The 24,247-nt window shown below is 59.9% G+C and carries 21 protein-coding genes; 8 read left to right on the forward strand and 13 right to left on the reverse strand.

The window, feature by feature from the left end; genetic code table 11:
- Positions 1 to 128: 128 nt before the first annotated feature.
- Genes pepN through PMI23_RS08665 form a run of 6 tightly spaced genes read right to left on the reverse strand, consistent with a single transcriptional unit; the run spans position 129 to position 6,645 of the window.
- Positions 129 to 2,786 carry an aminopeptidase N gene (gene pepN / locus PMI23_RS08640; protein WP_007919233.1) on the reverse strand — a complete coding sequence of 886 codons (2,658 nt, stop codon included), beginning with the start codon at positions 2,784 to 2,786 and terminating at the stop codon, positions 129 to 131.
- Positions 2,787 to 2,796: 10 nt separating this feature from the next.
- Positions 2,797 to 3,627, reverse strand: a complete 831-nt coding sequence (locus PMI23_RS08645) for a DUF2797 domain-containing protein (protein ID WP_007919231.1) — start codon at positions 3,625 to 3,627, stop codon at positions 2,797 to 2,799.
- Positions 3,624 to 3,884 carry a YeaC family protein gene (locus PMI23_RS08650; RefSeq protein WP_007919229.1) on the reverse strand — a complete coding sequence of 87 codons (261 nt, stop codon included), beginning with the start codon at positions 3,882 to 3,884 and terminating at the stop codon, positions 3,624 to 3,626. The genes PMI23_RS08645 and PMI23_RS08650 overlap by 4 nt, the downstream gene beginning before the upstream one ends.
- 33 nt (positions 3,885 to 3,917) lie before the next feature.
- A complete protein-coding gene (locus PMI23_RS08655) occupies positions 3,918 to 4,787 on the reverse strand; it encodes a rhomboid family intramembrane serine protease (RefSeq protein WP_007919227.1) in 870 nt (289 codons plus the stop codon).
- Positions 4,784 to 5,755, reverse strand: coding sequence for a metallophosphoesterase (locus PMI23_RS08660; RefSeq protein WP_007919225.1), 972 nt, complete (start codon positions 5,753 to 5,755; stop codon positions 4,784 to 4,786). Before PMI23_RS08660 ends, PMI23_RS08655 begins: the two co-directional genes overlap by 4 nt.
- Positions 5,755 to 6,645 carry an NAD(+) kinase gene (locus tag PMI23_RS08665; RefSeq protein WP_003224174.1) on the reverse strand — a complete coding sequence of 297 codons (891 nt, stop codon included), beginning with the start codon at positions 6,643 to 6,645 and terminating at the stop codon, positions 5,755 to 5,757. Before PMI23_RS08665 ends, PMI23_RS08660 begins: the two co-directional genes overlap by 1 nt.
- A 115-nt stretch (positions 6,646 to 6,760) precedes the next feature.
- Here PMI23_RS08665 and PMI23_RS08670 point away from each other — a divergent pair, with 115 nt between their 5' ends.
- Entirely contained in the window at positions 6,761 to 7,711 is a 951-nt protein-coding gene (locus PMI23_RS08670; protein WP_007919223.1) for a DUF1853 family protein, read from the forward strand.
- A gap of 237 nt (positions 7,712 to 7,948) precedes the next feature.
- Here the strand turns inward: PMI23_RS08670 and PMI23_RS08675 are convergent, their stop codons facing one another.
- Positions 7,949 to 9,232 (reverse strand): arsenic transporter, encoded by a 1,284-nt coding sequence (locus PMI23_RS08675; RefSeq protein ID WP_007919222.1) that lies wholly within the window; start codon positions 9,230 to 9,232, stop codon positions 7,949 to 7,951.
- A gap of 153 nt (positions 9,233 to 9,385) precedes the next feature.
- Positions 9,386 to 9,943 (reverse strand): NADPH-dependent FMN reductase, encoded by a 558-nt coding sequence (locus tag PMI23_RS08680; RefSeq protein ID WP_007910565.1) that lies wholly within the window; start codon positions 9,941 to 9,943, stop codon positions 9,386 to 9,388.
- A gap of 184 nt (positions 9,944 to 10,127) precedes the next feature.
- Here PMI23_RS08680 and PMI23_RS08685 point away from each other — a divergent pair, with 184 nt between their 5' ends.
- Together PMI23_RS08685 and PMI23_RS08690 are read left to right on the forward strand one after the other, a co-directional pair.
- Positions 10,128 to 10,358, forward strand: coding sequence for a hypothetical protein (locus PMI23_RS08685; RefSeq protein ID WP_007910567.1), 231 nt, complete (start codon positions 10,128 to 10,130; stop codon positions 10,356 to 10,358).
- An 85-nt stretch (positions 10,359 to 10,443) separates the two neighbouring features.
- The gene (locus PMI23_RS08690; protein WP_007910568.1) at positions 10,444 to 11,337 is read left to right on the forward strand and encodes a LysR family transcriptional regulator; all 894 of its coding nucleotides are present in this window, start codon (positions 10,444 to 10,446) and stop codon (positions 11,335 to 11,337) included.
- Here the strand turns inward: PMI23_RS08690 and PMI23_RS08695 are convergent.
- The 5 genes from PMI23_RS08695 to PMI23_RS08715 form a co-directional block, all read right to left on the reverse strand.
- Positions 11,303 to 11,917 carry a GNAT family N-acetyltransferase gene (locus PMI23_RS08695; RefSeq protein ID WP_007910569.1) on the reverse strand — a complete coding sequence of 205 codons (615 nt, stop codon included), beginning with the start codon at positions 11,915 to 11,917 and terminating at the stop codon, positions 11,303 to 11,305. The two genes, PMI23_RS08690 and PMI23_RS08695, sit on opposite strands and share 35 nt — an antisense overlap.
- A gap of 14 nt (positions 11,918 to 11,931) precedes the next feature.
- Positions 11,932 to 14,187: an Orn/Lys/Arg decarboxylase N-terminal domain-containing protein gene (locus PMI23_RS08700; RefSeq protein ID WP_007910570.1), complete on the reverse strand. Its 2,256-nt coding sequence runs from the start codon at positions 14,185 to 14,187 to the stop codon at positions 11,932 to 11,934.
- Positions 14,188 to 14,376: 189 nt separating this feature from the next.
- Positions 14,377 to 15,135: a DNA polymerase III subunit epsilon gene (gene dnaQ, locus PMI23_RS08705; RefSeq protein ID WP_007910571.1), complete on the reverse strand. Its 759-nt coding sequence runs from the start codon at positions 15,133 to 15,135 to the stop codon at positions 14,377 to 14,379.
- 210 nt (positions 15,136 to 15,345) lie between these two features.
- Complete coding sequence (rnhA, locus tag PMI23_RS08710) at positions 15,346 to 15,816, reverse strand: ribonuclease HI (RefSeq protein WP_007910572.1); 471 nt, start codon at positions 15,814 to 15,816, stop codon at positions 15,346 to 15,348.
- A gap of 90 nt (positions 15,817 to 15,906) precedes the next feature.
- Positions 15,907 to 16,665, reverse strand: a complete 759-nt coding sequence (locus PMI23_RS08715) for a class I SAM-dependent methyltransferase (RefSeq protein ID WP_007910573.1) — start codon at positions 16,663 to 16,665, stop codon at positions 15,907 to 15,909.
- A gap of 66 nt (positions 16,666 to 16,731) precedes the next feature.
- Here PMI23_RS08715 and gloB point away from each other — a divergent pair, with 66 nt between their 5' ends.
- The 5 genes from gloB (at position 16,732) to PMI23_RS08740 (ending at position 24,247) form a co-directional block, all read left to right on the forward strand.
- Positions 16,732 to 17,499 carry a hydroxyacylglutathione hydrolase gene (gene gloB / locus PMI23_RS08720; protein ID WP_007910575.1) on the forward strand — a complete coding sequence of 256 codons (768 nt, stop codon included), beginning with the start codon at positions 16,732 to 16,734 and terminating at the stop codon, positions 17,497 to 17,499.
- Positions 17,500 to 17,598: 99 nt separating this feature from the next.
- Entirely contained in the window at positions 17,599 to 19,062 is a 1,464-nt protein-coding gene (locus tag PMI23_RS08725) for a transglycosylase SLT domain-containing protein (protein ID WP_007910577.1), read from the forward strand.
- Between the two features lie 436 nt (positions 19,063 to 19,498).
- Positions 19,499 to 21,331 carry an extracellular solute-binding protein gene (locus tag PMI23_RS08730; RefSeq protein ID WP_007910579.1) on the forward strand — a complete coding sequence of 611 codons (1,833 nt, stop codon included), beginning with the start codon at positions 19,499 to 19,501 and terminating at the stop codon, positions 21,329 to 21,331.
- A complete protein-coding gene (locus PMI23_RS08735; RefSeq protein WP_007910582.1) occupies positions 21,328 to 23,169 on the forward strand; it encodes an extracellular solute-binding protein in 1,842 nt (613 codons plus the stop codon). Before PMI23_RS08730 ends, PMI23_RS08735 begins: the two co-directional genes overlap by 4 nt.
- Before the next feature lie 4 nt (positions 23,170 to 23,173).
- Positions 23,174 to 24,247 carry a microcin C ABC transporter permease YejB gene (locus tag PMI23_RS08740; protein WP_007910584.1) on the forward strand — a complete coding sequence of 358 codons (1,074 nt, stop codon included), beginning with the start codon at positions 23,174 to 23,176 and terminating at the stop codon, positions 24,245 to 24,247.

The raw sequence follows: 24,247 nt of genomic DNA on the forward strand, positions 1-24,247 counted from the left end.
CCTGAGTTCGACTGCGGACTTTCAGGTCGGCGTAACTCGAACATTCACCTCGGTCAGTCCCCTCTCCCACTGGGAGAGGGTTAGGGTGAGGGCCGGTTCACAGCTGGAACACCGACTCCAACACACCATCAAGCCAGGCTCTTGCTCACCACCTCATACACATCACTCGACAACTGCCCCGACGCCCGAATCCGCTCCAGCTCAGCTTTCATCAACGCCTGCCGCGCACCGTCGTATTTACGCCAGCGAGTCAGCGGCGCCAGTTGGCGCGAGGCGATCTGTGGGTTGAAGCCGTTCAGCTCGATCACCAGATCCGCAAGGAAGCGATAACCCGAGCCATCGGCCGCATGGAAGTTGATCAGGTTCTGCCCGGCAAACGCACCGACCAGCGCACGCACCTTGTTCGGGTTCTTGATGTTGAACGCCGGGTGCTGCATCAACGCTTTCACGCGCTCCAGACCGCCTGGCAAAGTGCTGCCGGCCTGCACGCTGAACCACTGATCCATGACCAGCGGGTTGTCCTTGAAGTGCTCGGCGAAACTGGCCAGTGCCAGCGCTTTCTGCTCTTCGAACGGCGAGTTGACCAACACGGCCAGCGCGGTCAGGCGCTCTGTCATGTTGTCGGCCGCTTCGAATTGCTCCAGCGCCGCCGCCAGTACTTCCGGCTTGCCACTGAGCATCAGGTACGACAGCGCAATGTTCTGCAGCGCGCGACGGGCGAAGTGCTCGGCTTCGGCCACGTACGGGGTTTTCTTCGACAGGTCACGGTTGGCCTGATAACGCAGCCACAGCGCCTCGAACAAACTGTCAGCCAGTTGCTTGCGGGCAAATTCGCGAGCGGTGTGAATCGCCTCGACATCCGCCACTTCGCTGATTTCGGTCAGATAGGCCTCACCCGGTAGCGAGAGCATTTCCGCAACCATCGCCTGATCCAGCGACTCATCGGACAGAACGGTTTTCAGCGCCGACACCAGACGCGGATCAAGCTTCAGACTCTCGCCCTTCTGCTGCTGGCCGATCAACTCTTGCAGGACCTGCACCGACAGTTGCTGACCGGCATCCCAGCGGTTGAAGCCGTCGCTGTCGTGCTGCATCAGGAACATCAGTTGATCGCGGTTGTACGGGAAGCTCAGTTTCACCGGCGCCGAGAAGCCGCGCAGCAGCGATGGCAGCGGCTGTGCAGCGATATCAACGAAGGTGAAAGTCTGCTCGGCTTCAGTCACCGAGATCACGCGAGTAGTGCCTTGCGCCGATGATTCGCCAGCCAGACGCAGGGCAATCTCGTTGCCTTGGCTGTCGAGCAGGCCGAGTTCGACTGGAATCACAAACGGCAGTTTTTCAACTTTATCCGGGGTTTCCGGGCAGCTCTGGCGGAAGGTCAGGCTGTAGGTTTTCGCGGCGGCGTCGTACGACTCGCTCACCGCCAGACGCGGCGTGCCAGCCTGGCTGTACCAGCGCTTGAACTGGGTCAGATCGACACCGTTGGCATCTTCCATGGCTTTGATGAAGTCATCACAAGTCACTGCCTGACCATCGTGGCGCTCGAAGTACAGATCGCTGCCCTTACGGAAGCCTTCGGCGCCGAGCAAGGTGTGGATCATGCCGACCACTTCCGAACCCTTCTCGTACACGGTCAGGGTGTAGAAGTTGGAGATTTCGATAAAGCTGTCCGGACGCACGGCGTGAGCCATCGGGCCGGCATCTTCGGCAAACTGGTGGGTGCGCAGGTAAGCCACGTCTTGAATACGCTTGACCGTGGCCGAGTTCATGTCGGCAGAGAAGCCGGAATCACGGAACACCGTGAAGCCTTCTTTCAGCGACAGCTGGAACCAGTCGCGGCAGGTCACGCGATTGCCCGACCAGTTGTGGAAGTATTCGTGAGCGACGATCGCTTCAACGCGCTGGTGCGCAGCATCGGTCGCGGTTTCGGCGCGGGCCAGTACGGCGCTGGAGTTGAAGATGTTGAGGCCTTTGTTCTCCATCGCACCCATGTTGAAGTCGTTGACGGCGACGATCATGAAGATGTCCAGATCGTACTCGCGACCGTAAACCTCTTCGTCCCAGCGCATCGACTTCTTCAGGCTGTTCATCGCGTGCTGGCACTTGTCGATGTTTTCCGGCTCGACGTAAATGCGCAGCGCGACGTTGCGCTGGGTCATGGTGGTGAAGGTGTCTTCAACGCACCACAAATCACCGGCCACCAGCGCGAACAGGTACGCCGGTTTCATGAACGGGTCTTCCCACGTAGCCCAGTGCCGGCCGTCTTCGCCCGGGCCCGAGGCAATCGGGTTGCCGTTGGAGAGCAGCACCGGGTAGCTGTGCTGTTCGGCGACCACGGTGGTGGTGAACTTGCTCATCACGTCCGGGCGGTCGAGGTAATAAGTGATCTTGCGGAAACCTTCGGCCTCGCACTGGGTGCAGAACATCGTGCCGGACTTGTACAGGCCTTCCAGTGCGGTGTTGGTTTCCGGGTGGATCTTGACGCTGGTGTCGAGCGTGAAGGTTTCGCTGGTCGGTTGCAGAGTCAGATGGTTTTCGGTCAGCTGGTAGTCGGCGTCAGACAGCGCCTGATCGGCCAGACTCACAGACAACAATTCCAGCTGCTGGCCATCGAGTACCAGCGGCGGCAGGCCCGGGCCACGCACCGGGTTGCGGCGCATCACCAACTGCGCGTGCACCAGGCTGTGATCCTCGAACAACTCGAAGGTCAGGTGTGTTTCGTCGATCAGGTACTCGGGCGCCTGATAGTCCTTCAGGTAAATCATCTTCGGTTGTTCGGTGCGCATGCTGGCGTCCTTATTGATGCACGGCGAGCTGATAGGCCGTGTACTTGCGAATGTTGATCACGCCGGTGTCGAAGATCAGGTACTGGCCCTTGATCCCCAGCAGCGTGCCTTCGGCAATCGGGTTCTTGTCCAGGTTGAAGCTGACGATTTTGGCCGGGTATTGCTCGACCGGGTAGCGGATTTCCAGCGGTTCGACATCGGCAATGGTCTGAATCGCCTGCAGGCCGAATCGCTCCTGCAAACCTTGCAGGCCTTCGGCGCAGCTTTCGAATAACTGGTCACGTACCTGCGCCAGATCGACCGCCGCCGCATCACCCTTGAGCAACGCGCGCCAGTTGGTCTTGTCCGCCACCTGACTGCGGAACAGGTCTTCAACGAAGCCCGATTGCTGCCGTGTCGAGACGCGCATGATCGGCAATGCCTGACATGCACCCTGATCGATCCAGCGAGTCGGCAGTTGCGTAGCACGAGTAATGCCAACCTTGATGCCCGACGAATTGGACAGGTAAACCACGTGATCGGTCATGCAGAACTGCTCGCCCCACGCTGGATCGCGACAGGTGCCGGCGTCATAGTGGCAACGCTCCGGGCTCATGATGCACAGATCGCACTGCGCCAGTTTGGTCATGCACGGGTAGCAATAGCCCTGACTGAAACTGGTTTTGGTCTTGCGCCCGCAATGGGTGCAGTGGATCGCCCCCAGGTATTCCAGACGCACCGTGGTGCCGATCAACGGGTTGACCGGCACCTCGACGTCATCCAGACGAAACGCGTATTGCACGTTCGGCCCGTCCAGGCGCGCCGACATTTTGCTGATTGCACCGCGGCCAATCTCGATCAATGGATGGCATCCGACTTGAACAGGATGTTCGGCACTTCAATCGACTTCGAGGCACATTCCTGCGGGCCCATGTAACCGGTGCGCTGGTCTTCAGGCAGGTTCTGGATTTCCCAGGCGATCATCGCCTGCAACGACAGCTCGCGCTGTTCGGCGGTGAGTTTGCCACCGTCGGACCATTTGCCGATTTCCACGGCCAGCTTCAGGCTCTCGTAGATGTCCGGGGTAATGTTGTTGATCATGTCGTTAAAAGAGGACATCAGGGTCTCCGTGCTCTTTATCTACAGAAAATTTTAGGCGGCCAGTTTACGGCGGTTATACAAACCGCCCAACAAACCGGTGAAGCATCCGATGAGTAACCCGCCGACGTGGGCAGCGTTGGCGATTTCGCCGAAACCGATCATCGAGATCAGCCCGGACATGCACACCAGCAACCACACCAGCATCATCACCAGCACGCCGCGCGGGAGGCGATAGGCGGGGTTCGGCGACAGCAGCTGGAAGATCCAGCAATGCCCGAGCAAACCGTAAAGTACGCCGGACAGCCCGCCAAACAAGGTCGCGCCGCTCCAGACAAACTGTGCGTAGTTGGAAACGAGGCTGAACAACAGCGTCAAGCCGATCAGGTTAATGCTGCCCTGACGCGACTCGATACGCCGGCCCAGCTCCCAGTACCACATGCCGTTCATGGCCAGGTGGAGGATGCCGAAGTGGATCAGCATCGGCGTGACCAGCCGCCACCACTGCCCCGCCGCAAGGCTGTCGGCCAACGGTGTGAAATGGATGTACTCGCCGACTACCTGAAAATCGAGGAAGGTCAGCCAGCGCAGGGTCTGCAGATTCTCACCGAGGTACGTCAATCCACCAACGATCAGGCACAACAACAGGATGAACCCCGTGGCCTTGGCGTATTTCAGTTGCTCGGCAAAGCTCGGCCGCTTGACGGTCGGCGCGACGGGAATGTCCATTTGCTGATCGGGATCGCCAGCCGGGAAGCGTTCGTAGAGTGAACGCACGTCTTCGCTGATTTCCGCCGGCGCCCACAACACTTGTTCGCCGGCCTCTTCGCTGACCCGATGCGGCACTTGCATACGTTGCAGCAGTTTGACGAAACCGCTCAAGTCCACTGCCAACGGCAGACGTAATACCGCTACCGCACTCATTGCAGCACCTCCGGCCGCTCGACATCGACCCAGACAAATTTATGCGGATCGAGGCGGGTTTCCTGATCCAGACGATAGGCGACCAGTTTGCCGTAGAGCACCGCGCTGTAATCCAGACACGCGAGGTTCGGGCGGATCGGCGCCGGTTTGCCGCTGCGCCAATAGTGGCCGACGAACAGCAATGGCTCGTCGACGCCGTAGCGCAGCAGGTTGTTTTTTTCGCTGGAGGTCAGCGGCTTCTGCGCCACCGGATCCGGCAGTGCATCCGGCTGGAAGACGATATCGCCGTAGGTTTTCGGATCGTCTTCCCAGAACTTGGTGCGGAAGAACGAACGCACCAGACCGTCGCCGCTGGTCATGGTCAGGCCATCCGGCAGGCGCATGTCAGTGCCGCGCAGCAGACGGTCGAACACGGTGCAGGCGAAGCTGTCCGGCACGGCCGAGGCCTGCAGGAAGTGTTCGTCGATGCAGCCATTGGGGAACAGCGCTCGCAACGGTTCGATCAGTCCGGCATCCCAGCAAGCGTGGACAACACGGAAGCGTCCGGCGTCGACAAACAGCGGCAGCTCGTAAAACCAGCGCTGGAAATCGTGCCAGTCGCCGGGATGGTCTTCGAATTGGGTCAGGGTTTCGTGCAGCAGGCGTGCGTGGCGCGGCGTGTGTTCGCGCACGAACTGCTTGCCGCTGCCCGGTAGCGCCGGCGTGCTCCAGCCCAGCGCGTTGAATTCGTGGTTGCCCATAATGCACAAGGCCTGACCGGCCTCGACCATGTCGTGGACGATGTGCAGCGCTTCGCGAATGCGTGGGCCACGGTCGATGATGTCGCCGACGAACACGGCCATGCGCGATGGATGCCGCCAGACCCCGCCCTGCTTGTGATAACCGAGACGGTCAAGCAAGTGTTCGAGGGTCAGAGCGCATCCGTGCACGTCACCAATCAGGTCATAACTGCGCGCGGGATCGAGCATCAGTCGCCTCCACCGCCCAGCTTGCTGCCCCAGCCGAGCTTGGTGCGGCAGACTTCGTAGTAGTTATGGTCGAGCGGGTGAATCAAGCGCAGCTTCTGCGCTTTCTTGCTGACGGTGATGGTGTCGCCCGGCGCGCAGGTGAAATGGTTCTGCCCGTCACAGGAGACTTGCGGGTAAATCTGCATGTTTTTCGACACGACGATTTTCAGCTCACTGTTGCCATCGACCACAATTGGCCGGCTCGACAACATATGGGGGTACATCGGCACGATCACAATGGCATCGAGCTTGGGATGCATGATCGGCCCACCGGCGGACAGCGCGTACGCGGTGGAACCGGTCGGCGTGGCGACGATCAGGCCGTCGGCCTTCTGGCTACAGACGAACTGGCCGTCGATGTATAACTCGAACTCGATCATCCGCGTCGATTTGCCGGGGTGCAGCACGACATCGTTGAGCGCGTCGCCCTGACCAATGGCCTCGGCATGCCGGCGCACTTCGGCTTGCAGCAGGAAGCGGTTTTCCACCAGATAGTGGCCGTCGAGCACCTTGGCGACTTCGACTTCCAGCTCATCCGGGCGAATATCGGTGAGGAAGCCGAGGCTGCCACGGTTGATCCCCAGCACCGGAATATTGTGTTTGGCCAGCGCACGCGCGGCGCCGAGCAGGCTGCCGTCACCGCCGACGACGATGACCATGTCGCAGACTTCGCCGAGCATCTTGCGCGACGAGGTTTGCAAACCGTGGCCCGGCAGGACTTCGGCGATGGTGTCTTCGAGGATCACATGCAGGTGACGATCGAGCAGAAACCGTTTCAGTCGGCGGACGGTATCCAGCACCTGGGAACTGCCCAGGCGACCGATGATGCCGATATTACGAAATTGCTCCATGGGACCTCTGCGGACAATCGAAAACGCGAAAAACACGATTATGGGCGAAAGCGCCGGTTAGACAAAATCCTTTCAGCCTCAAGGGTGTGCTCGTGTTTACGGCTATGCTCGCAAGATGATCCTATTTCCCGACTTGCTCCAGTTGCCCCACCAATTACGCCATCCGGAAGTGCGCGATCTGGCGTGGGTGATCCTCGCCCCGCCGATGCTTGCCACCACACCGTGGCCGCAGCGCCATCCGCTGGCGGGCAGCGATTGGGTGCACGATCCTGAACGCTTGGAACACTGGCTGCGTCAGTTGGATCGCGACAGCTATGGCTTGCTGCATTGGTTGTCACAGGCACGTACGCGGCGGCTGGGCTTGTATTACGAGCGTCTGTGGCAGTTTGCCGTGCAGCATGCGCCGGGCATTGAATTGATCGCCGCCAACCTGCCGATCCGCCGTGAGGGCCACACCCTCGGTGAGCTGGACATGCTGCTGCGTGATCGCGATGGCGTGCATCACCTGGAACTGGCGATCAAGCTTTACCTTGGGCCGCAAAATGGTGACGGTCGTGATCCGGCGCAATGGCTGGGGCCGGGTTGTCATGATCGGCTGGACCGCAAACTGGCGCATCTGGCGCAACATCAGTTGCCGATTTCGGCGCGCCCGGAAAGCCGTGCGGTATTGGCGAAGCTGGACATCGAGGTGTTCAGTGCGCAACTGTGGCTGGGCGGTTATCTGTTGTACCCGTGGCCCGGGCAGGCTGAATCACCGAACGGTGCGCATCCGCAGCATTTGCGCGGCAGTTGGTTGCATCAGAAGGACTGGCCGGCGTTTGTCGCGCAACGTCCAGCCGGACGCTGGCAACCCCTGCCCCGCCATGCCTGGCTGGCACCGGCGCATTATCCGGCGGATCAGACCTGGACTTTGGAGCATTTACGGATGTGGCTGGAGGATCTTGAGCCACTGGCCCCGGCGCAGTTGATGGTACGCCTGATCGAGAATGTGCGAGGGCAATGGGAAGAGGCTGAGCGGTTGTTTCTGGTGTCCGACCTTTGGCCGAATGTACCCGGCCAGGCCTGATTTTTTTGTGTCGCCTGTACCGGCCCCATCGCTGGCAAGCCAGCTCCCACAGGTTTTGTGGTGTGGCCCAGATAGTGAACACACCACAAAGCTAATGGGAGCTGGCTTTGTGGTGTGACTCAGGTAGTGAGCACACCACAAAGCTAATGGGAGCTGGCTTTGTGGTGTGGCTCAGGTAGTGAGCACACAGAAGATCCCTGTGGGAGCTGGCTTGCCAGCGATTGCGGCCGACTCGGTCTAAATGGACAGCCGCACAGCCAAAGCCGCCAACGTCACCAACAACACCGGCACCGTCAACACAATCCCGACCCGGAAGTAATACCCCCAGCCAATGTGAATCCCCTTGCGCTCCAGCACATGCAGCCACAACAACGTCGCCAGACTGCCGATCGGCGTGATCTTCGGCCCCAGATCGCTGCCAATCACGTTGGCATAGATCATCGCCTCCTTGACCACCCCGCTCGCCTGACTCGCATCGATCGATAACAAGCCAATCAACACCGTCGGCAGGTTATTCATGATCGACGACAGCAACGCCGTCAGCACCCCCGTGCCCATTGCCGCGCCCCAGACGCCGTGACCTGCGAAGACATCCAGCCAACCGGCCAGATACCCGGTCAGCCCGGCATTGCGCAGGCCATAGACCACCAGATACATGCCCAGCGAAAAAATCACGATCTGCCACGGCGCTTCCTTCATCACCTTGCGCGTGGAAATCTTGTGGCCACGGGCGGCGATGCCCAGCAACAGCGCGGCGCACACGGCGGAAATCGCACTGATCGGAATGCCCAGCGGCTCCAGCGCAAAGCAACCGATCAGCAGAATCACCAACACCGCCCAACCGGCATAGAACGTGGCTTTATCGTGGATCGCGGTTTCGGGATGTTCGAGTTGCTCAGGGTCGTACGCCGCTGGGATGTCGCGGCGGAAGAACCACAGCAACATACCCAGCGTTGCCGCGACGCTGACGAAGTTCACCGGCACCATCACCGCTGCGTAGCGGTTGAAGCGGATGTGAAAGAAGTCCGCCGAAACAATGTTGACCAGGTTCGACACCACCAGCGGCAGGCTCGCCGTGTCCGCAATAAAACCCGCGCCCATGACAAAGGCCAAGGTCGCGGCCGGAGAGAACCGTAGCGCCAGCAACATCGAAATCACGATCGGCGTGAGGATCAGCGCCGCGCCGTCATTGGCGAACAGCGCTGAAACCAGCGCGCCGAGCAGCACCATAAAGGCAAACAGCTTGCGCCCGCTGCCCCGCCCCCAACGCGCCACGTGCAACGCGGCCCAATTGAAAAAACCGGCTTCGTCGAGCAACAGGCTGATGATGATCAGCGCGACAAAAGTGCCAGTGGCGTTCCAGATGATCTGCCACACCAGCGGGATATCGCTCAGGTGCACAACGCCGAAGATCAGCGCCAGCACGGCGCCAAGCGTCGCACTCCAGCCGACGCCGAGGCCTTTGGGTTGCCAGATGACAAGGGTAATGGTCAGCAGGAAAATCAGTGACGCAGCGAGCATCCGCAACAGCCTTAAATTGAAATGGGGTTATGAAGCCAACACAAAACCTGTAGGCCTTCGCCTGCTTGCGATAGCGGACTGTCAGTTACCAATTGGTCGACTGACACACCGCTATCGCAAGCAGGCGAAGGCCTACTTTGTTCCGTGTACAGGTTACTTCTTGTGTTGCTCGACGAACTGTCCGTACGCATTGATAAAGCTTTGCAGAAAAGGTTTCACCGACTCACTCAACTTGCCCGCCTCATCAAATGCCGAGCCTGCACCGCCCAGATACGCTTCCGGCTGCTGCATGCACGGCACGTTGAGAAACACGAACGACTGGCGCAGGTGCTGATTCGCCCCGAAACCACCGATGGCACCTGGCGAAACACTGATCACCGCCCCCGGTTTGCCACTCCAGACAGCCTTGCCATAAGGTCGCGAGCCAACGTCGATCGCATTCTTCAACGGCGCCGGCACTGAACGGTTGTACTCGGGCGTGACAAACAGCACCGCGTCGGATGAACCCACTTTTTCCCTGAAAGTGCTGTAGGCTGCCGGCGGTGAATCACCGTCGATGTCTTCGTTATACAGTGGCAGATCGCCAATTTCGACAATCTCAAGCTTTAGGTTCGCCGGGGCCAGTTCTGCCAGTGCCAGGGCGACTTTGCGATTGATCGATGCTTTGCGCAGGCTACCGACCACTACGGCGACGTTGTAGACATTGCTCATGGAAGACTCTCGATGGTCCGTGGGAGGAGCGAGTAGTTATAGATGATCCGGTGACGATTCCACCAGCACACAAGGGCAAATTCCTGCGTGCTGATTATTTTTTTCCTGTAGGAAAACTTACAGGCCTTGATGGCGGTCTACCAAGCCGCAAATCAAGCGTTTTATCTCCAGAGGTTCTAAGCAGATGGCAGCAGTACTCGTCGGTCAGTTCCATGCAAGAGATGCGGAAGGCCGCGTTTATTCCGTGCATGAGTTCCAGGAATCCAATCCGTCGGCAGACGGTTCCACTGGCTCGGAGCCGATTTACAAACTGGCGATTGGCGATCGCGTCAACAAGGTCAGCGAGAACGAGTTTCTCCTGGTCCAGTCAGGTATCACCCTGACGCGTGAACCCGAGCCAACCGTCGCTTCATAACTGGCCGTTATGAGCAGAAGTCATATGCGCAGACTTGGGGTAGGATTCAGCCACTGACCCCACCTGCTGAACATGGACTTCACGCATGCGTTTACGTCATATCGAAGTGATTCAGGCGCTCTTGCAGACCGGTCACCTGGGCACCGCCGCCGAATGGTTGCAGTTGCCGGTGGCCGAGGTCGAAGAGCGTTTGCGCGAAGCCGAGAGTCAGTTGGGGTTCATGCTGTTCGCCAGCGTGCGCGGACGCCTGCAATCGACACCCGAAGCGCGGGCGTTGCAGGTCGAAATCGCCCACGTTTATGAAGCGTTGGAGCCGGTGCAACGGCTGGCCAGCAGCCTCAGGCAATACCTCGCCCCACCTTTGCGCATCATCGGCACTGCGCCGCTGGCGCAACAATTACTGCCACAAAGTCTCGCCGCCCTGCGTCGTCGTCTGCCCGACGCACCGTGCAGCCTGCTCAGCGCGCCGACTCGCGACATTGTCCGCAGCCTGTTGCTGCGCGAGAGCGATCTCGGTTTAAGCCTGCACGACCCCGAACACCCCGACATTGATTGCCGGCCATTGGCCCAGGGCAAGCTGCAATTGCTCGCGCCCCATGGCTGGTTGCAGCCGAAGCAGAAATACATTTCCCTGCAGGATCTGGCCGGTCAGGCCATGATCGGCCTCGAAGGTCAGGACCCGTTGAGCCCGGCACTGGAAAACAAACTCCAGGCGCTGCGCCCGGCGCCGAGCGTGCAGACGCGGGTGCAAACCCATCAGATGATGCGCAGCATGGTCGAGGCCGGTGAAGGCCTGGCCATCGTCGACCCGTTCACTGCACTGGGCGCGCGCCCGGCCGGGCTGGATGTCTGCCCGCTGTCGCCGGCCGTACCGATCAGCGTCTACGCGCTGACCTTCAAGCACGTCGCGCCGTCGGCAGCGATTCAGACGTTACTGGCGATCCTCACGGAACAAGCCGAGGCGATGCTGGCGAGCTGATCGGGTTCTCCAACGGGTTATCGAATAATCGATACCAGAACAGCGCCACTTCGGCGGTGTTCGGATCAATGCCGCGATAGCGCAACTGGTCGATACCACCGATCACATAGCCGCAACGCTCATACAGCCGACAGGCACCGAGGTTGTTGTTCTGGGTTTCCAGCATGATCCCCGGCAGCTTTTTCTTGCGGCTCCAGAACTGCGCGACATCCAGCAAGGCCTTGGCCACACCATGGCGGCGCGCCGGCGCATGCACCGCCAGTTCATCGATATGCGCGAAGCCGTTCCAGTTAGTACTGATCACCAGATGGCCGACCGGCTCATCGTCGAGATAGGCCATGAAAATCGCGCTGTCCGGCGCGTTGTGGAAAGCGCTGAACTCCTCCGGATCGATGCCGTAGCACTTGCGGTACGGCACGATCGGCGTCACCCGCCATTGTTCGACAGGCTGGCCGATCACGGCGGCACCATAGGCCGCGACTTCGAAGCTGAAGTCGCTGCCCCAGATATACGGCGCAAAGCCTTCATCGGCGACGCGCACCGACAGCCCTGGGTATTTTGGATTCATGACCGGTTGCATACTGGGAAAAGTCCTCATTCCTTGACGCAATCGACGGTGTATTGCCGCCCATTGCCTTCATCTTCGTGCTGCAATCCATGCACATCCGCGACAAAACCGGGGAAGCTGCTATCGAACGTGCGAGCAAATTTCAGGTAATCAATAATCGATCGGGTCGATTCGGTAAAGCGTTCGCCGGGCATGATCAGCGGAATGCCCGGCGGATACGGTACTAGCATGACCGCCGCAACCCTGCCTTCCAGCTCATCGATCGGCACCGCTTCGACTTCGCCGCGCACCAGATGATCGTAGGCGTGGGCCGGTTTCATGGCAATTTCCGGCAGCACGGTATACATGCGTTTGAGGTGTTTGGCTGTGGCATTGCTGCGGTAGCAGGCGTGCAATTGATCGCACAAATCGCGCAGGCCCATGCCGCGATAACGCGCGGCGTCTTGCTGAGCCACACACGGCAGGCAGGTGTCGAGGCGCACATTCGCATCGTAGCTGCGCTTGAACTCCAGCAGTTCGGTGAGCAGCGTGCTCCATTTGCCTTTGGTAATGCCCATCGAGAACAGCACCAGGAACGAATACAGCCCGGTCTTCTCCACCACCAGGCCGCGCTCCCAAAGAAACTTGCTGACCACCGCCGCCGGTATGCCCTTCTCGCTCAGCGCGCCACCGGCATTGAGCCCCGGCATGACGAGGGTGACCTTGATCGGATCGAGCAACACGTAATCGTCACTGACTTCGCCGAAACCATGCCAATCGGCATCCGGTTGCAGCAGCCAGTCCTCGGTCTGCACGCGATCAATGCCTTCGACACCCGGCGGCTGCCAGATCGAAAACCACCAGTCATCGGCGGCAATGTGCTGACGCAGATTGGCCAGCGCGCGACGAAAGCTCAGGGCTTCGTCGAAGGTTTCCTGCAACAGCGAACGCCCGGCCGGGCCTTCCATCATCGCCGACGCCACGTCCAGCGAAGCGATGATGCTGTACTGCGGCGAGGTCGAAATGTGCATCATGAACGCTTCATTGAAACGGTCGCGGTCGAGTTGCCGCGCGCCGCCGTCCTGCACATGAATCATCGACGCCTGACTGAACGCCGCCAGCAGTTTGTGCGTGGAATGCGTGGTGAATACCAGCGGGCTGTCTTCGCTGCGCGAGGTGGCCATGCCGTAGCGCCCGGTGAAGAATTCATGAAACGCCGCGTAGGCATACCAGGCTTCATCGAAATGCAGCACTTCGACGCTGTTGCCGAGGCTTTGCTTGATCAACTCGGCGTTGTAACAGAGGCCATCGTAGGTCGAGTTGGTGACCACGGCGAGTTTGACTTTCGCTGTGCGGCCCTTGGTCAGCGGGCTGGCATCGATCTTCGCTTGAATCGATTCGCGGCTGAATTCGCTCAGAGGAATGGGGCCGATAATCCCCAGTTCATTGCGCTCCGGGCACAGGTACAACGGAATGGCGCCGGTCATGATGATGGCGTGCAACACCGACTTGTGGCAGTTGCGATCGACCAGCACCAGATCATCGCGCCCGACCATCGAGTGCCAGACAATCTTGTTGGCGGTCGAGGTGCCATTGATCACGAAAAAGGTGTGATCGGCGCCGAAATTGCGCGCCGCCCGCGCTTCCGCTTCGGCGAGCGGCCCGGTGTGATCGAGCAGCGAACCGAGTTCCGGCACCGACACCGACAAATCCGAACGCAGGGTGTTTTCACCGAAGAACTGATGGAACGCCTGCCCCACCGGGCTCTTGTGATACGCCACGCCGCCGCCATGGCCGGGGGTGTGCCAGGAATAATTGGAGTCCGCCGTATGCTGCACCAGCGCCTTGAAAAACGGCGGCAGCAAGCCATCCAGATACTTGCGCGCCGCCCGCGCCACTTGCCGCGCCAGAAACGGCACGGTGTCCTCGAACAGATAGAGAATGCCGCGCAATTGATTGAGCTCGGCCATGGCATCGGCCGGGGCATTTTCCAGGGTGACCTGCTCACCGAGGGCGAAGATCGGCAGATCCGGCGCACGCACCCGCGCCAGACCGATCAGTTCGGCCATGTTCTGCAACAGATGTGAGTTAGTGCTGGCGTCCTCGGCGGCAATCAGCATGCACGCGAGGCCATGGTGAGTCGATGCCACCAACCGCCCTTCGGTGTAGTCGATGGCCGAAACGATATTGAAACCTTCCTGCTCCAACTCCCGGGCGATGCCACGGATACGGTCACCCGCGACCGTGTCGGCCTTGATGTCGCGATGGACGATCAACACCGGAAACTTCAAATCTTTGTACATGAGGCTCAGTGTCCCGAGGCGGCAGAATTGAATCGGCCAATGCACTCAGGGTAGAGGGTTGCAGCGAAAGTGGCGAGGGTGGCCACTTGGCTTCATACCGCTAAAAACAAAAGATCGCAGCCTTCGGCAGCTCCTACAGGGGATCACATTTCAATGTAGGAGCTGCCGCAGGCTGCGATCTCTTGATCTTCAGGCCTGGGCGTCGGCTTCGGCGATCTGCGTCCATAACGCCGGGCCACCGGCAGACTTGGCAATAATTTCCAGCCGCACCAGATGCGCCGCCAGCTCCTCTTCCGTCGCACGAATGATTCGCGCTGGTTGGCGATCCGCCGGCAAACGACGAATCTCGGTCGCCGAGTTGTCCGCACCATCGCCGGTGCCATTGCCGTCAGACGCATTACCCGCCAGCGACAGACTGGTCTGGCCACCGGTCATGGTCAGGTAGACGTCGGCGAGAATCTCCGAGTCGAGCAAAGCGCCGTGCAATTCACGGCCGGAGTTGTCGACGCCATAACGTTTGCACAACGCATCGAGGCTGTTGCGCTGCCCCGGGTGACGTTCCCGGGCCATCATCAGGGTGTCGAGGATCGAGCAGTGCTGGGTGATATCAGCGCGATCCTGCTGGCCCATCAAGGCGAATTCGTTGTTGATGAAGCCAACGTCGAACGCCGCGTTGTGGATGATCAGCTGCGCGCCTTTGATGAACTCGAAAAACTCATCGGCGACTTCGGCAAAGCGTGGCTTGCCGACCAGGAACTCGTTGGTGATGCCGTGAACGCCGATGGCGCCTTCATCACTCTCGCGATCCGGCTGCAGATAAACGTGAAAATGCCGGCCCGTCAGGCGTCGGCCGATCAGTTCGACACAGCCGATTTCAATGATCCGGTGACCATCGGTCACCGGCATGCCGGTGGTTTCGGTATCGAGTACAACGGATCTGGTGGCCATCAGTGTTCAGCTCTCAACGGGTCGATCTTGCAAAAAACGCGGATGTTAACACGCTCGGTGGGGTGTTTCAGTCAGACCGTGGCGTCCCATTCGCGAGCAGGCTCGCTCCCACATTGGAATGCATTCCAACTTAGGGCATCAGATCTGGAATGCATTTCCCTGTGGGAGCGAGCCTGCTCGCGAAGGCCGCGCCACGGTGTAAGGGCAAAATCAGCTCTGCTTGTAACCGCGCACTTCGTCGACACCACGGTTAGCCAACTGGTCCGCCCGCTCGTTACCGTGATGACCAATGTGCCCACGCACCCATTTCCAGGTGACTTTGTGGCGGTTGACCTGCTCGTCCAGCTCTTTCCACAGATCAGCGTTCTTCACCGGCTCTTTCGCGGCGGTTTTCCAGCCACGTTTTTTCCAGTTGGCCATCCACTCGTTGATGCCCTTCATCACATACTGCGAGTCAGTCACCAGCAGCACTTCGCACGGACGCTTCAAGGCTTCGAGGCCACGGATCGCGCCGAGCAGTTCCATGCGGTTGTTGGTGGTGTTGGCTTCGCCGCCCCACAGCTCCTTTTCGACGCCCTTGCACACCAGCAAGGCGCCCCAGCCGCCCGGGCCGGGGTTGCCTTTGCAGGCGCCGTCAGTGAACAGTTCTACGGTGTCGACGCTTTCAACGCTTTCGCTCATGCCACTCTATCCAGAAAAATGCCTGTCTTGCCGATCACGGATCGACAATGACCGAGGCCGGGACAAGCCCGGCCACAAATAAAAGAAGGTTTACGGTTCGATGCGGCGGCGGTTGACCTTGGCCATCGGCAGCGGAATCAGCTTGCCCATCGGCTCGCGACGTTCCTGCCGCAACGGCCTGAGCCCCACGACGATCTTGCGCGCGACCAATAAATAGAAGCCACCGCCCGACAGCTGCCAGTCACCGGCCTTGCGTTCCCAGCCGGCCAGACGGGCCTGCCACTTGGGTGACGCGAGCGGCGGACGATAGCACCCGAAGCGGCGTTTCTCCAGCGCAAAGCCCAGCAGATTGAGCCAGTCGGCCACCCGCGACGGCGAGATGCAGCGCGCCTGACGCAAGGCGTCGTGGGCGAAAACATGGCGCAGACCCCAGGTGCTCCACGGGTTGATGCCGATGATCAGCAAATGCCCGCCGGGGCGCACGCTGCTCGCTGCTTCACGCAGCAAACCGTGGGGCGACAGGCAGAAATCCAGGCCGTGCTGCATCACCACCACATCGGCGGCATGCTCGCTCAGCGGCCAGGCTTGCTCTTCGCAGACAATCTCGACCCCCGGCAACGGCGCACCGAGGCGCACATTGCGCTGCACTTGCGGCGCCGCCGGCGGGGTTTCGGCCGAGGGGCCGTAATGCACCAGATAACCGCCAAAGAACCGGCCCAACTCGTCTTCGAGCATGCGCCGCTCTTCATCGAGCAGAAATTGCCCGAGCGGGCCGGACAGCCATTCACGGGCTGCACCGATCAGGGCCAGCCAGTCAGGATCAGCCTGTGCGAACGCTTTATCACTCATCGCATTCTCCAAAGCGCCAGGAACTACTAAGATGCGCCAATGTTTTCCGCTTGGCGAATTCCGACGATGATACAGATCAGTGCCCTGCCCGCGTTCACCGACAACTACATCTGGTTGTTACAGGATCACCGCACCCAGCGCTGCGCGGTGGTCGATCCGGGCGATGCCGCGCCGGTACAGGCATGGCTTGCAGCGCACCCGGGCTGGGTGTTGAGCGACATTCTGATCACCCACCACCATCATGATCACGTCGGCGGCGTCGAACGCCTGAAAGCGGCGACCGGCGCCAAGGTCTACGGCCCGGCCAGCGAAAACATTCCGGGGCGCGATGTGGCGCTCAAGGACAACGACACGGTCAGCGTGCTCGGCTGGGACTTCGACGTCTATGCGGTGCCCGGTCACACCCTGGGACACATTGCCTATTACCACCACGGCCTGCTGTTCTGCGGCGACACCCTGTTCGCCGCCGGTTGCGGTCGCCTGTTCGAGGGCACGCCGGAGCAAATGCACCATTCTCTCAGCCGCCTTGCAGCGTTACCGGAAGATACGCTGGTCTACTGCACGCATGAATACACTCTGAGCAATCTCAAGTTTGCCGCCGCCGTCGAACCGACGAACCCGGACATTACCGCCCGTCTGGAAAAAGTCACCCAGCAGCGGCAAAACGGTGTGATGACCCTGCCCTCGACGCTCGCCCTGGAAAAGCTCACAAACCCGTTTTTGCGCACCACTGAAACATTAGTTACACAAAAAGTGGACGAACGGGCAGGCGCTCAAAACCGGGCGCCGAGTGAGGTATTTGCGGCTCTGCGGGCCTGGAAAGATAAGTTCTAAGTACCCCGCCGCTTGGTACAAAAATTCTGAATGGTTGACCTAGGGGGGTGCGCTTTCTAGAATCCCCCGACATTTTTGCCCGGAACTTACTTCCAGCCAATGTCGTCATCCATACGTAAGTCCGTCAATTCAGACGCATTGACCCGCCTGGCGCAAGCTATCGCGGTGGCTGTGTCCGCCACGCTGGCGGGCTGTTCCAGCCATGCTCCGCAGACTGAAGCGACCCATACGCCGAACATTGCTGCGCGAGCCAAGCAGAAGCCGATCTGGCTGACCGAAAAGCCCAGCCCACAGGTTCCCCAGGACATCTGGGAACGCATGCGCCAGGGCTTTCAGCTGCAGGAAGGCCTCGGCGTCAACCCGCGCATCGAGCAACAGCGCCTGTGGTTCGCCAGCAATCCCTCTTTCCTCGAGAACGCCGGCGAACGCGGCAGTCTCTATATTCACTACATCGTCGAACGCCTCGAAGAACGCAACATGCCGCTGGAACTGGCCCTGCTGCCAGTGATTGAAAGCGCCTATAACCCGATGGCCTATTCGCGGGCCGATGCGGTGGGTCTGTGGCAATTCATTCCGTCCACCGGGCGTTACTTCAACCTGCGTCAGACCCGCTTCTATGATGGCCGTCGCGATATCACCGCTTCGACCACGGCAGCGATGGATTACCTGACCCGTCTGCACGACATGTTTAACGGTGACTGGTTGCTGGCCCTGGCGGCATATAACGCCGGCGAAGGCACGGTCAGCCGCGCGATCGAACGCAACGAAAAGCTTGGCCTGCCCACCGATTACTGGAACCTGCCGCTGCCGGCGGAAACCCAGGCGTACGTGCCGAAGTTGCTGGCACTGTCGCAAGTGGTGCTGGCGCCGGAAGCTTACGGCGTGAACCTCAACCCGATTGCCAACGAACCGTACTTCCAGGTCGTCGAAATCAACCAGCGCATGGATTTGTCCAAAGTCGCCGCGGTTGCCAACATCGACGAAGACGAACTGTTCCAGCTCAACCCGGCTTTCAAGCAACGCACCACCATCGATGGCCCTCAGCATTTGCTGGTGCCAACGTCGAAGGCGCAATTGCTGACCGCCAGTTTGCAGACCATGCGGCCTGACGAACTGATCAGCCCGCGTTCGCTGAAGCCGGTGTTCGAGGGTGCTGACCCATCGGAAGTGGCCAAGCTCAAGCGGGCTTATCGCGTGAAGCGTGGTGACAACCTCGGTTCCATTGCCAAGGCCAACAAGGTCGAAGTCAAGGATCTGCAACGCTGGAACAAGCTGACCGGCAAGAACCTCAAAGTTGGCCAGACTCTGGTCATGCAGGACACCACCAAGCGTGCTCCGGCTCGCAAGTCCGGCCGTGTGAACACGGTGATTGCGGCCAACAGCAAGAGCAAAGGCAAGGACGACAGCGCGCAGCAGACTCAGTACAAGGTCAAACGCGGCGATACGCTGTACGTGGTAGCCAAGCGCTTCAACGTTGAGATGCAGCATCTCAAGCGCTGGAATCCGGGTGCGGGCAAGGCGTTGAAGCCGGGGCAGATGCTCACGGTTTATCAGCCGCACTGACAGACGAGCCCCTGAATTTTCAGGGGCTTTTTTTTGGTTCGGATTTTGTGGCGTGCTTTAGATCGATCCCCCTCACCCCAGCCCTCTCCCCCAAGGGGTAGAGGGGGAAAGGGAGCCGATCGGGGGCTTTTCAAAATCTGAGTTCAGCTCGATATCGCACGTCGGTGCAATTCGCCTAGACACCACAGTCAGTCCCCTCTCCCTCCGGGAGAGGGTTAGGGTGAGGGGCTTTTCAAACGTGAGTTCGGCTCGGTATTTCAGGTCGGCGTAGCTCGAACAAACAACTCGGTCAGTCCCCTCTCCCTCCGGGAGAGGGTTAGGGTGAGGGGCTCTTCGCGCAAACGATTAACTCCGCATTAACCCGCATCTTTTTCCTGTCCAGACAAGCTGTTACTGTACGGCCCACTAAGCCCAAGCCGCCTGGATCGGATCTGACTTGAAGCGTGCCCTCCTCCTGCTCCTGATCAGCCTGGCCTTGAGCTCAACCGCAAGCGCGACGATTACCGAAAGTCACGGTTATGCGCAGTTCGGCACGCTCAAGTACCCGGCCAGATTTACCCACTTCGACTGGGTCAACCCGCAAGCGCCCAAGGGCGGTACGTTGCGGGTGATGGCGTTCGGCACCTTCGATACGGTCAATCCGTACACCTTCAAGGGCACCAGCCCGGTCACCACAGCGAATTTCCTCCAGTACGGCATCAATGAGCTGAACGAGCCGTTGATGGTCGGCACCGGCCAGTATTCGCCGTCCGGCGACGAACCCGCATCGAGTTACGGCTTGATCGCGCAATCGGTGGAGTACAGCGAAGATCGCAGCTGGGTCGTCTTCAATCTGCGTCCCGAGGCGCGTTTTCACGATGGCACGCCGATCACCGCCTACGACGTAGCGTTCTCCTATCGAACGCTGCTCAAGGACGGCCATCCGCTGTACCGCACCGCGTTGCAGGAAGTGCTGCGGGTCGACATTCTCAACAAACAGCGCATTCGCTTCGTGCTCAAGCGCTCCGGCAATCCGCTGTTGATCCTGCGCCTCGGCGAATTGCCGGTGCTGCCGCAGCATTACTGGAAAGACCGCGACTTCAAGGCCACCACCTTCGAACCGCCACTGGGCAGCGGCCCCTATCGCATCACTTCGGTGACGCCGGGCCGGCAGTTGATCTTCGAGCGGGTCAAGGATTACTGGGGCAAGGACCTGGCGGTCAATCGCGGTAAGTACAACTTCGATCGCATGGAAGTCGAGTTTTACCGCGACAGCGACGTGGCCTTCGAAGCGTTCAAGGCTGGCGAGTTCGACATCTACATCGAGCATCAGGCGAAGAATTGGGCCAACGGCTACAACTTCCCTGCCATGCGCCGTGGCGATGTGATCAAGGCGCAGATCCCGCATCAGATCCCGACCCAGAGTCAGGGCCTGTTCATGAACACCCGCCGCGCGACGTTCGCCGACGTAAAGACCCGCGAAGCGCTGGGCCTGATGTTCGACTTCGAGTGGACCAATCGCGCGCTGTTCAGCGATGCCTACAAACGCACCACCAGCTACTACCCCAACAGTGAATTCACAACCTCCGGCCTGCCGGTCGGGCATGAATGGCTGATGCTCAAACCGTACAAGGAACAACTGCCGGCCAAGCTGTTCACCGAGCCGTTCACTTTGCCAAAAACCGACGGTCGCGGCATCCCGCGGAAAACCATGCGCAAAGCCTTGGCATTGCTCGCCGAAGCCGGCTGGAAGCTCAACGGTCAGCGTCTGCAAAACGCTAGCGGCCAACCGCTGCGGTTCGAACTGCTGCTGGTCAATCCGAACCTCGAGCGCCTGTACCAGCCCTACATCGAGAATCTCAACAGCATCGGCATCGACGCGCGCCTGCGCACCGTGGATCGGGCGCAGTACAAGCAGCGCCTCGATCAATTTGATTTCGACATGATCTCGATGACGCTCAACCAGACTCTAAGCCCGGGCCTTGAGCAGTGGCAGTACTTCCACTCCAGCCAGGTGAGCGTCAAGGGCAGCAAGAATTACGCAGGCATCGCCAACCCGGTGGTCGATCACCTGCTCGAACAATTGCTCGCCGCGCGCACCCGCGACGAACAGGTCGCCGCCGGCAAGGCGCTCGACCGCGTGCTGCTCTGGCAGCACTACAGCATTCCCAACTGGTATCTGAATTATCACCGTCTGGCCTACCGCAACCGGTTGGCCTTTGTTACCACGCCGCCCTACACCCTGGGCCTGAGCGCGTGGTGGCTGAAGTCTTCGGAGAAAGATCAATGAAACCGATCCGCGCCCTGCTCGTCCAGGCCAGCGGCATGCTGTTCGCCGGGCTGGCCTTGGCCGCCCCGCAACACGCCGTGACCCTGTACAACGAGCCGCCGAAATACCCGGCCGATTTCAAACAGTTTGATTACGTAAACCCGGACGCGCCGAAGGGCGGCATCTTTCGTCAGGCCGGTTTTGGTGGCTTCGACAGCCTCAACCCGTTTATCAGCAAAGGCGTGCCCGCCGATGATATCGGGCAGATCTACGACACCCTGACCAAGCACAGCCTCGATGAGCCCTTTACCGAATACGGCCTGATCGCCGGCAAAATCGAAAAGGCCCCGGACAACAGCTGGGTACGTTTCTACCTGCGCCCCGAAGCCCGTTTCCATGACGGTCACCCGGTGCGCGCCGATGACGTAGTGTTCAGCTTCAACACGCTGACCAAGGAAGGCTCGCCGATGTTTCGCGGCTACTACAGCGACGTCTCCGAAGTGATCGCCGAAGACCCGCTGAAAGTGCTGTTCAAGTTCAAACACAGCAACAACCGCGAGTTGCCACTGATCCTCGGCCAATTACCGGTGCTGCCAAAACACTGGTGGGCCGATCGCGATTTCAACAAAGGCAACCTGGAAATCCCGCTGGGCAGCGGCCCGTACAAGGTTGCTGAAGTGAAGGCCGGCCGTTCGGTGCGTTACGAGCGGGTCAAGGATTACTGGGGCAAGGACCTGCCGGTCAACCGTGGTTTCTACAATTTCGACACGATGACCACCGATTACTACCGCGACAACACCGTCGCCCTCGAAGCGTTGAAGGCCGGGCAGTTCGATTACTGGCTGGAAATGACCGCGAAAAACTGGGCCAACGCTTACAACATTCCGGCGGTCACCGAGGGCCGCTTGATCAAGGAACAGATCGCCAACAGCAACCCGACCGGCATGCAGGGCTTCGTTTACAACTTGCGCCGTCCAGTGTTTCAGGACGTGCGCGTGCGCCAGGCGCTCGGCCTGTTGTTCGACTTCGAATGGACCAACAAGCAACTGTTCAACGGCGCCTACTTCCGCACCCGCAGCTATTTCGAGAACTCGGAAATGGCCGCCACCGGCCTGCCCGACGCCGATCAGCGGGCAATCCTCGAGCCGTTCCGCAGCAAGCTGCCGGCACAGGTGTTCAGTGAGGCGTTCGAAAACCCGAAGACCGACGCCAGCGGCATGATCCGCACCCAACAGCGCGAGGCCTATCAACTGCTGCAAGAGGCTGGCTGGAAGATCGTTGACGACAAAATGGTCGACGCCACCGGCAAACCGGTGGTCATCGAATTCCTCCTTGCGCAGACCGAATTCGAGCGCGTATTGCTGCCATTCAAGCGCAACCTCAGCGACCTCGGCATCGATCTGGTGATCCGCCGCGTCGACGTTTCGCAGTACATCAACCGCGTGCGTTCGCGGGATTTCGACATGATGGTCGGCAGCTTCCCGCAGTCCAACTCACCGGGTAACGAGCAGCGCGAATACTGGATGAGCGCCGCCGCCGACAAACCGAGCAGCCGCAATTCCTTGGGTTTGAAAGACCCGATCGTCGATCAACTGGTCGAGAACCTGATCAACGCCGACTCGCGCAAAAGCCTGGTGGCCCATGCCCGTGCGCTGGATCGTGTGCTGCAATGGGGTTATTACGTGATCCCCAACTGGCACATCAAGACCTGGCGCGTGGCTTACTGGAATCACATCGGTCACCCGAAAGTCTCGCCCAAGTACGACATCGGGATTAACACCTGGTGGGTCAAGCCTGACGCGAAACCGGCGATAGAAGTCGAAACCAAACTGCAAGCCGACCCTGCGGGCACGGAGTAATCAGATGCTGGCGTATATTTTTCGGCGACTGCTGCTGATCATCCCGACCTTGTTCGGCATCCTGCTGATCAACTTCGTGATCATCCAGGCCGCGCCCGGCGGCCCGGTGGAACAGATGATCGCCAAGCTCGAAGGCTTCGAAGGCGCCACCAGCCGCATTGCCGGCGGCGGTGCCGAGGTGTCCGTGGCTGGTTCGTCCTATCGCGGCGCGCAGGGCCTGGACCCGGCGCTGATCAAGGAAATCGAGCACATGTACGGGTTCGACAAATCGGCCCCGGAACGCCTGTGGATCATGGTCAAGAACTACGCGCAGCTGGATTTCGGCGACAGTTTTTTCCGCGACGCCAAGGTCATCGACCTGATCAAGGAAAAGATGCCGGTGTCGATCTCGCTGGGGCTGTGGAGCACGCTGATCATGTACCTGGTGTCGATCCCGCTGGGGATCGCCAAGGCCACGCGGCACGGCAGCCACTTCGATGTGTGGACCAGTTCGGCGATCATCGTCGGTTACGCGATCCCGGCGTTCCTCTTTGCGATCCTGCTGATCGTGGTGTTTGCCGGCGGCAGTTATCTCGACTGGTTCCCGCTAAGGGGCCTGACCTCGAACAACTTCGATGAACTGAGTTTCGGCGGCAAGATCCTCGATTACTTCTGGCACTTGGCGTTGCCGGTGACTGCGCTGGTGATCGGCAACTTCGCGACCATGACCCTGCTGACCAAAAACAGCTTCCTCGACGAGATCAACAAGCAGTACGTGGTCACCGCCAAGGCCAAAGGCCTGACCCGCCACCGTGTGCTCTACGGCCACGTGTTCCGCAACGCCATGCTGTTGGTGATTGCCGGATTCCCGTCGGCGTTCATCGGCATCTTCTTCACGGGTTCCCTGTTGGTCGAGGTGATCTTCTCCCTCGACGGTCTGGGCCTGATGAGCTTTGAAGCGGCGATCAACCGCGATTACCCGGTGGTGTTCGGCACCCTGTTCATCTTCACCCTGCTGGGGCTGGTGGTGAAACTGATCGGCGACCTCACCTACACCTTGGTCGATCCGCGCATCGACTTCGAAAGCCGGGAGCATTGA

The sequence above is a fragment of the Pseudomonas sp. GM24 genome, assembly GCF_000282235.1.
In the GTDB taxonomy this organism is placed as follows: domain Bacteria; phylum Pseudomonadota; class Gammaproteobacteria; order Pseudomonadales; family Pseudomonadaceae; genus Aquipseudomonas.

What these genes read in the sequence shown, in the direction of transcription:
- pepN (WP_007919233.1), bottom strand. Translation starts at nt 2,786, where the DNA reads ATGCGCACCGAACAACCGAAGATGATTTACCTGAAGGACTATCAGGCG.
- PMI23_RS08650 (WP_007919229.1), bottom strand. Translation starts at nt 3,884, where the DNA reads ATGTCCTCTTTTAACGACATGATCAACAACATTACCCCGGACATCTAC.
- PMI23_RS08655 (WP_007919227.1), bottom strand. Translation starts at nt 4,787, where the DNA reads ATGAGTGCGGTAGCGGTATTACGTCTGCCGTTGGCAGTGGACTTGAGC.
- PMI23_RS08660 (WP_007919225.1), bottom strand. Translation starts at nt 5,755, where the DNA reads ATGCTCGATCCCGCGCGCAGTTATGACCTGATTGGTGACGTGCACGGA.
- PMI23_RS08665 (WP_003224174.1), bottom strand. Translation starts at nt 6,645, where the DNA reads ATGGAGCAATTTCGTAATATCGGCATCATCGGTCGCCTGGGCAGTTCC.
- PMI23_RS08670 (WP_007919223.1), top strand. Translation starts at nt 6,761, where the DNA reads ATGATCCTATTTCCCGACTTGCTCCAGTTGCCCCACCAATTACGCCAT.
- PMI23_RS08675 (WP_007919222.1), bottom strand. Translation starts at nt 9,232, where the DNA reads ATGCTCGCTGCGTCACTGATTTTCCTGCTGACCATTACCCTTGTCATC.
- PMI23_RS08680 (WP_007910565.1), bottom strand. Translation starts at nt 9,943, where the DNA reads ATGAGCAATGTCTACAACGTCGCCGTAGTGGTCGGTAGCCTGCGCAAA.
- PMI23_RS08685 (WP_007910567.1), top strand. Translation starts at nt 10,128, where the DNA reads ATGGCAGCAGTACTCGTCGGTCAGTTCCATGCAAGAGATGCGGAAGGC.
- PMI23_RS08690 (WP_007910568.1), top strand. Translation starts at nt 10,444, where the DNA reads ATGCGTTTACGTCATATCGAAGTGATTCAGGCGCTCTTGCAGACCGGT.
- PMI23_RS08695 (WP_007910569.1), bottom strand. Translation starts at nt 11,917, where the DNA reads ATGCAACCGGTCATGAATCCAAAATACCCAGGGCTGTCGGTGCGCGTC.
- PMI23_RS08700 (WP_007910570.1), bottom strand. Translation starts at nt 14,187, where the DNA reads ATGTACAAAGATTTGAAGTTTCCGGTGTTGATCGTCCATCGCGACATC.
- dnaQ (WP_007910571.1), bottom strand. Translation starts at nt 15,135, where the DNA reads ATGGCCACCAGATCCGTTGTACTCGATACCGAAACCACCGGCATGCCG.
- rnhA (WP_007910572.1), bottom strand. Translation starts at nt 15,816, where the DNA reads ATGAGCGAAAGCGTTGAAAGCGTCGACACCGTAGAACTGTTCACTGAC.
- PMI23_RS08715 (WP_007910573.1), bottom strand. Translation starts at nt 16,665, where the DNA reads ATGAGTGATAAAGCGTTCGCACAGGCTGATCCTGACTGGCTGGCCCTG.
- gloB (WP_007910575.1), top strand. Translation starts at nt 16,732, where the DNA reads ATGATACAGATCAGTGCCCTGCCCGCGTTCACCGACAACTACATCTGG.
- PMI23_RS08725 (WP_007910577.1), top strand. Translation starts at nt 17,599, where the DNA reads ATGTCGTCATCCATACGTAAGTCCGTCAATTCAGACGCATTGACCCGC.
- PMI23_RS08735 (WP_007910582.1), top strand. Translation starts at nt 21,328, where the DNA reads ATGAAACCGATCCGCGCCCTGCTCGTCCAGGCCAGCGGCATGCTGTTC.
- PMI23_RS08740 (WP_007910584.1), top strand. Translation starts at nt 23,174, where the DNA reads ATGCTGGCGTATATTTTTCGGCGACTGCTGCTGATCATCCCGACCTTG.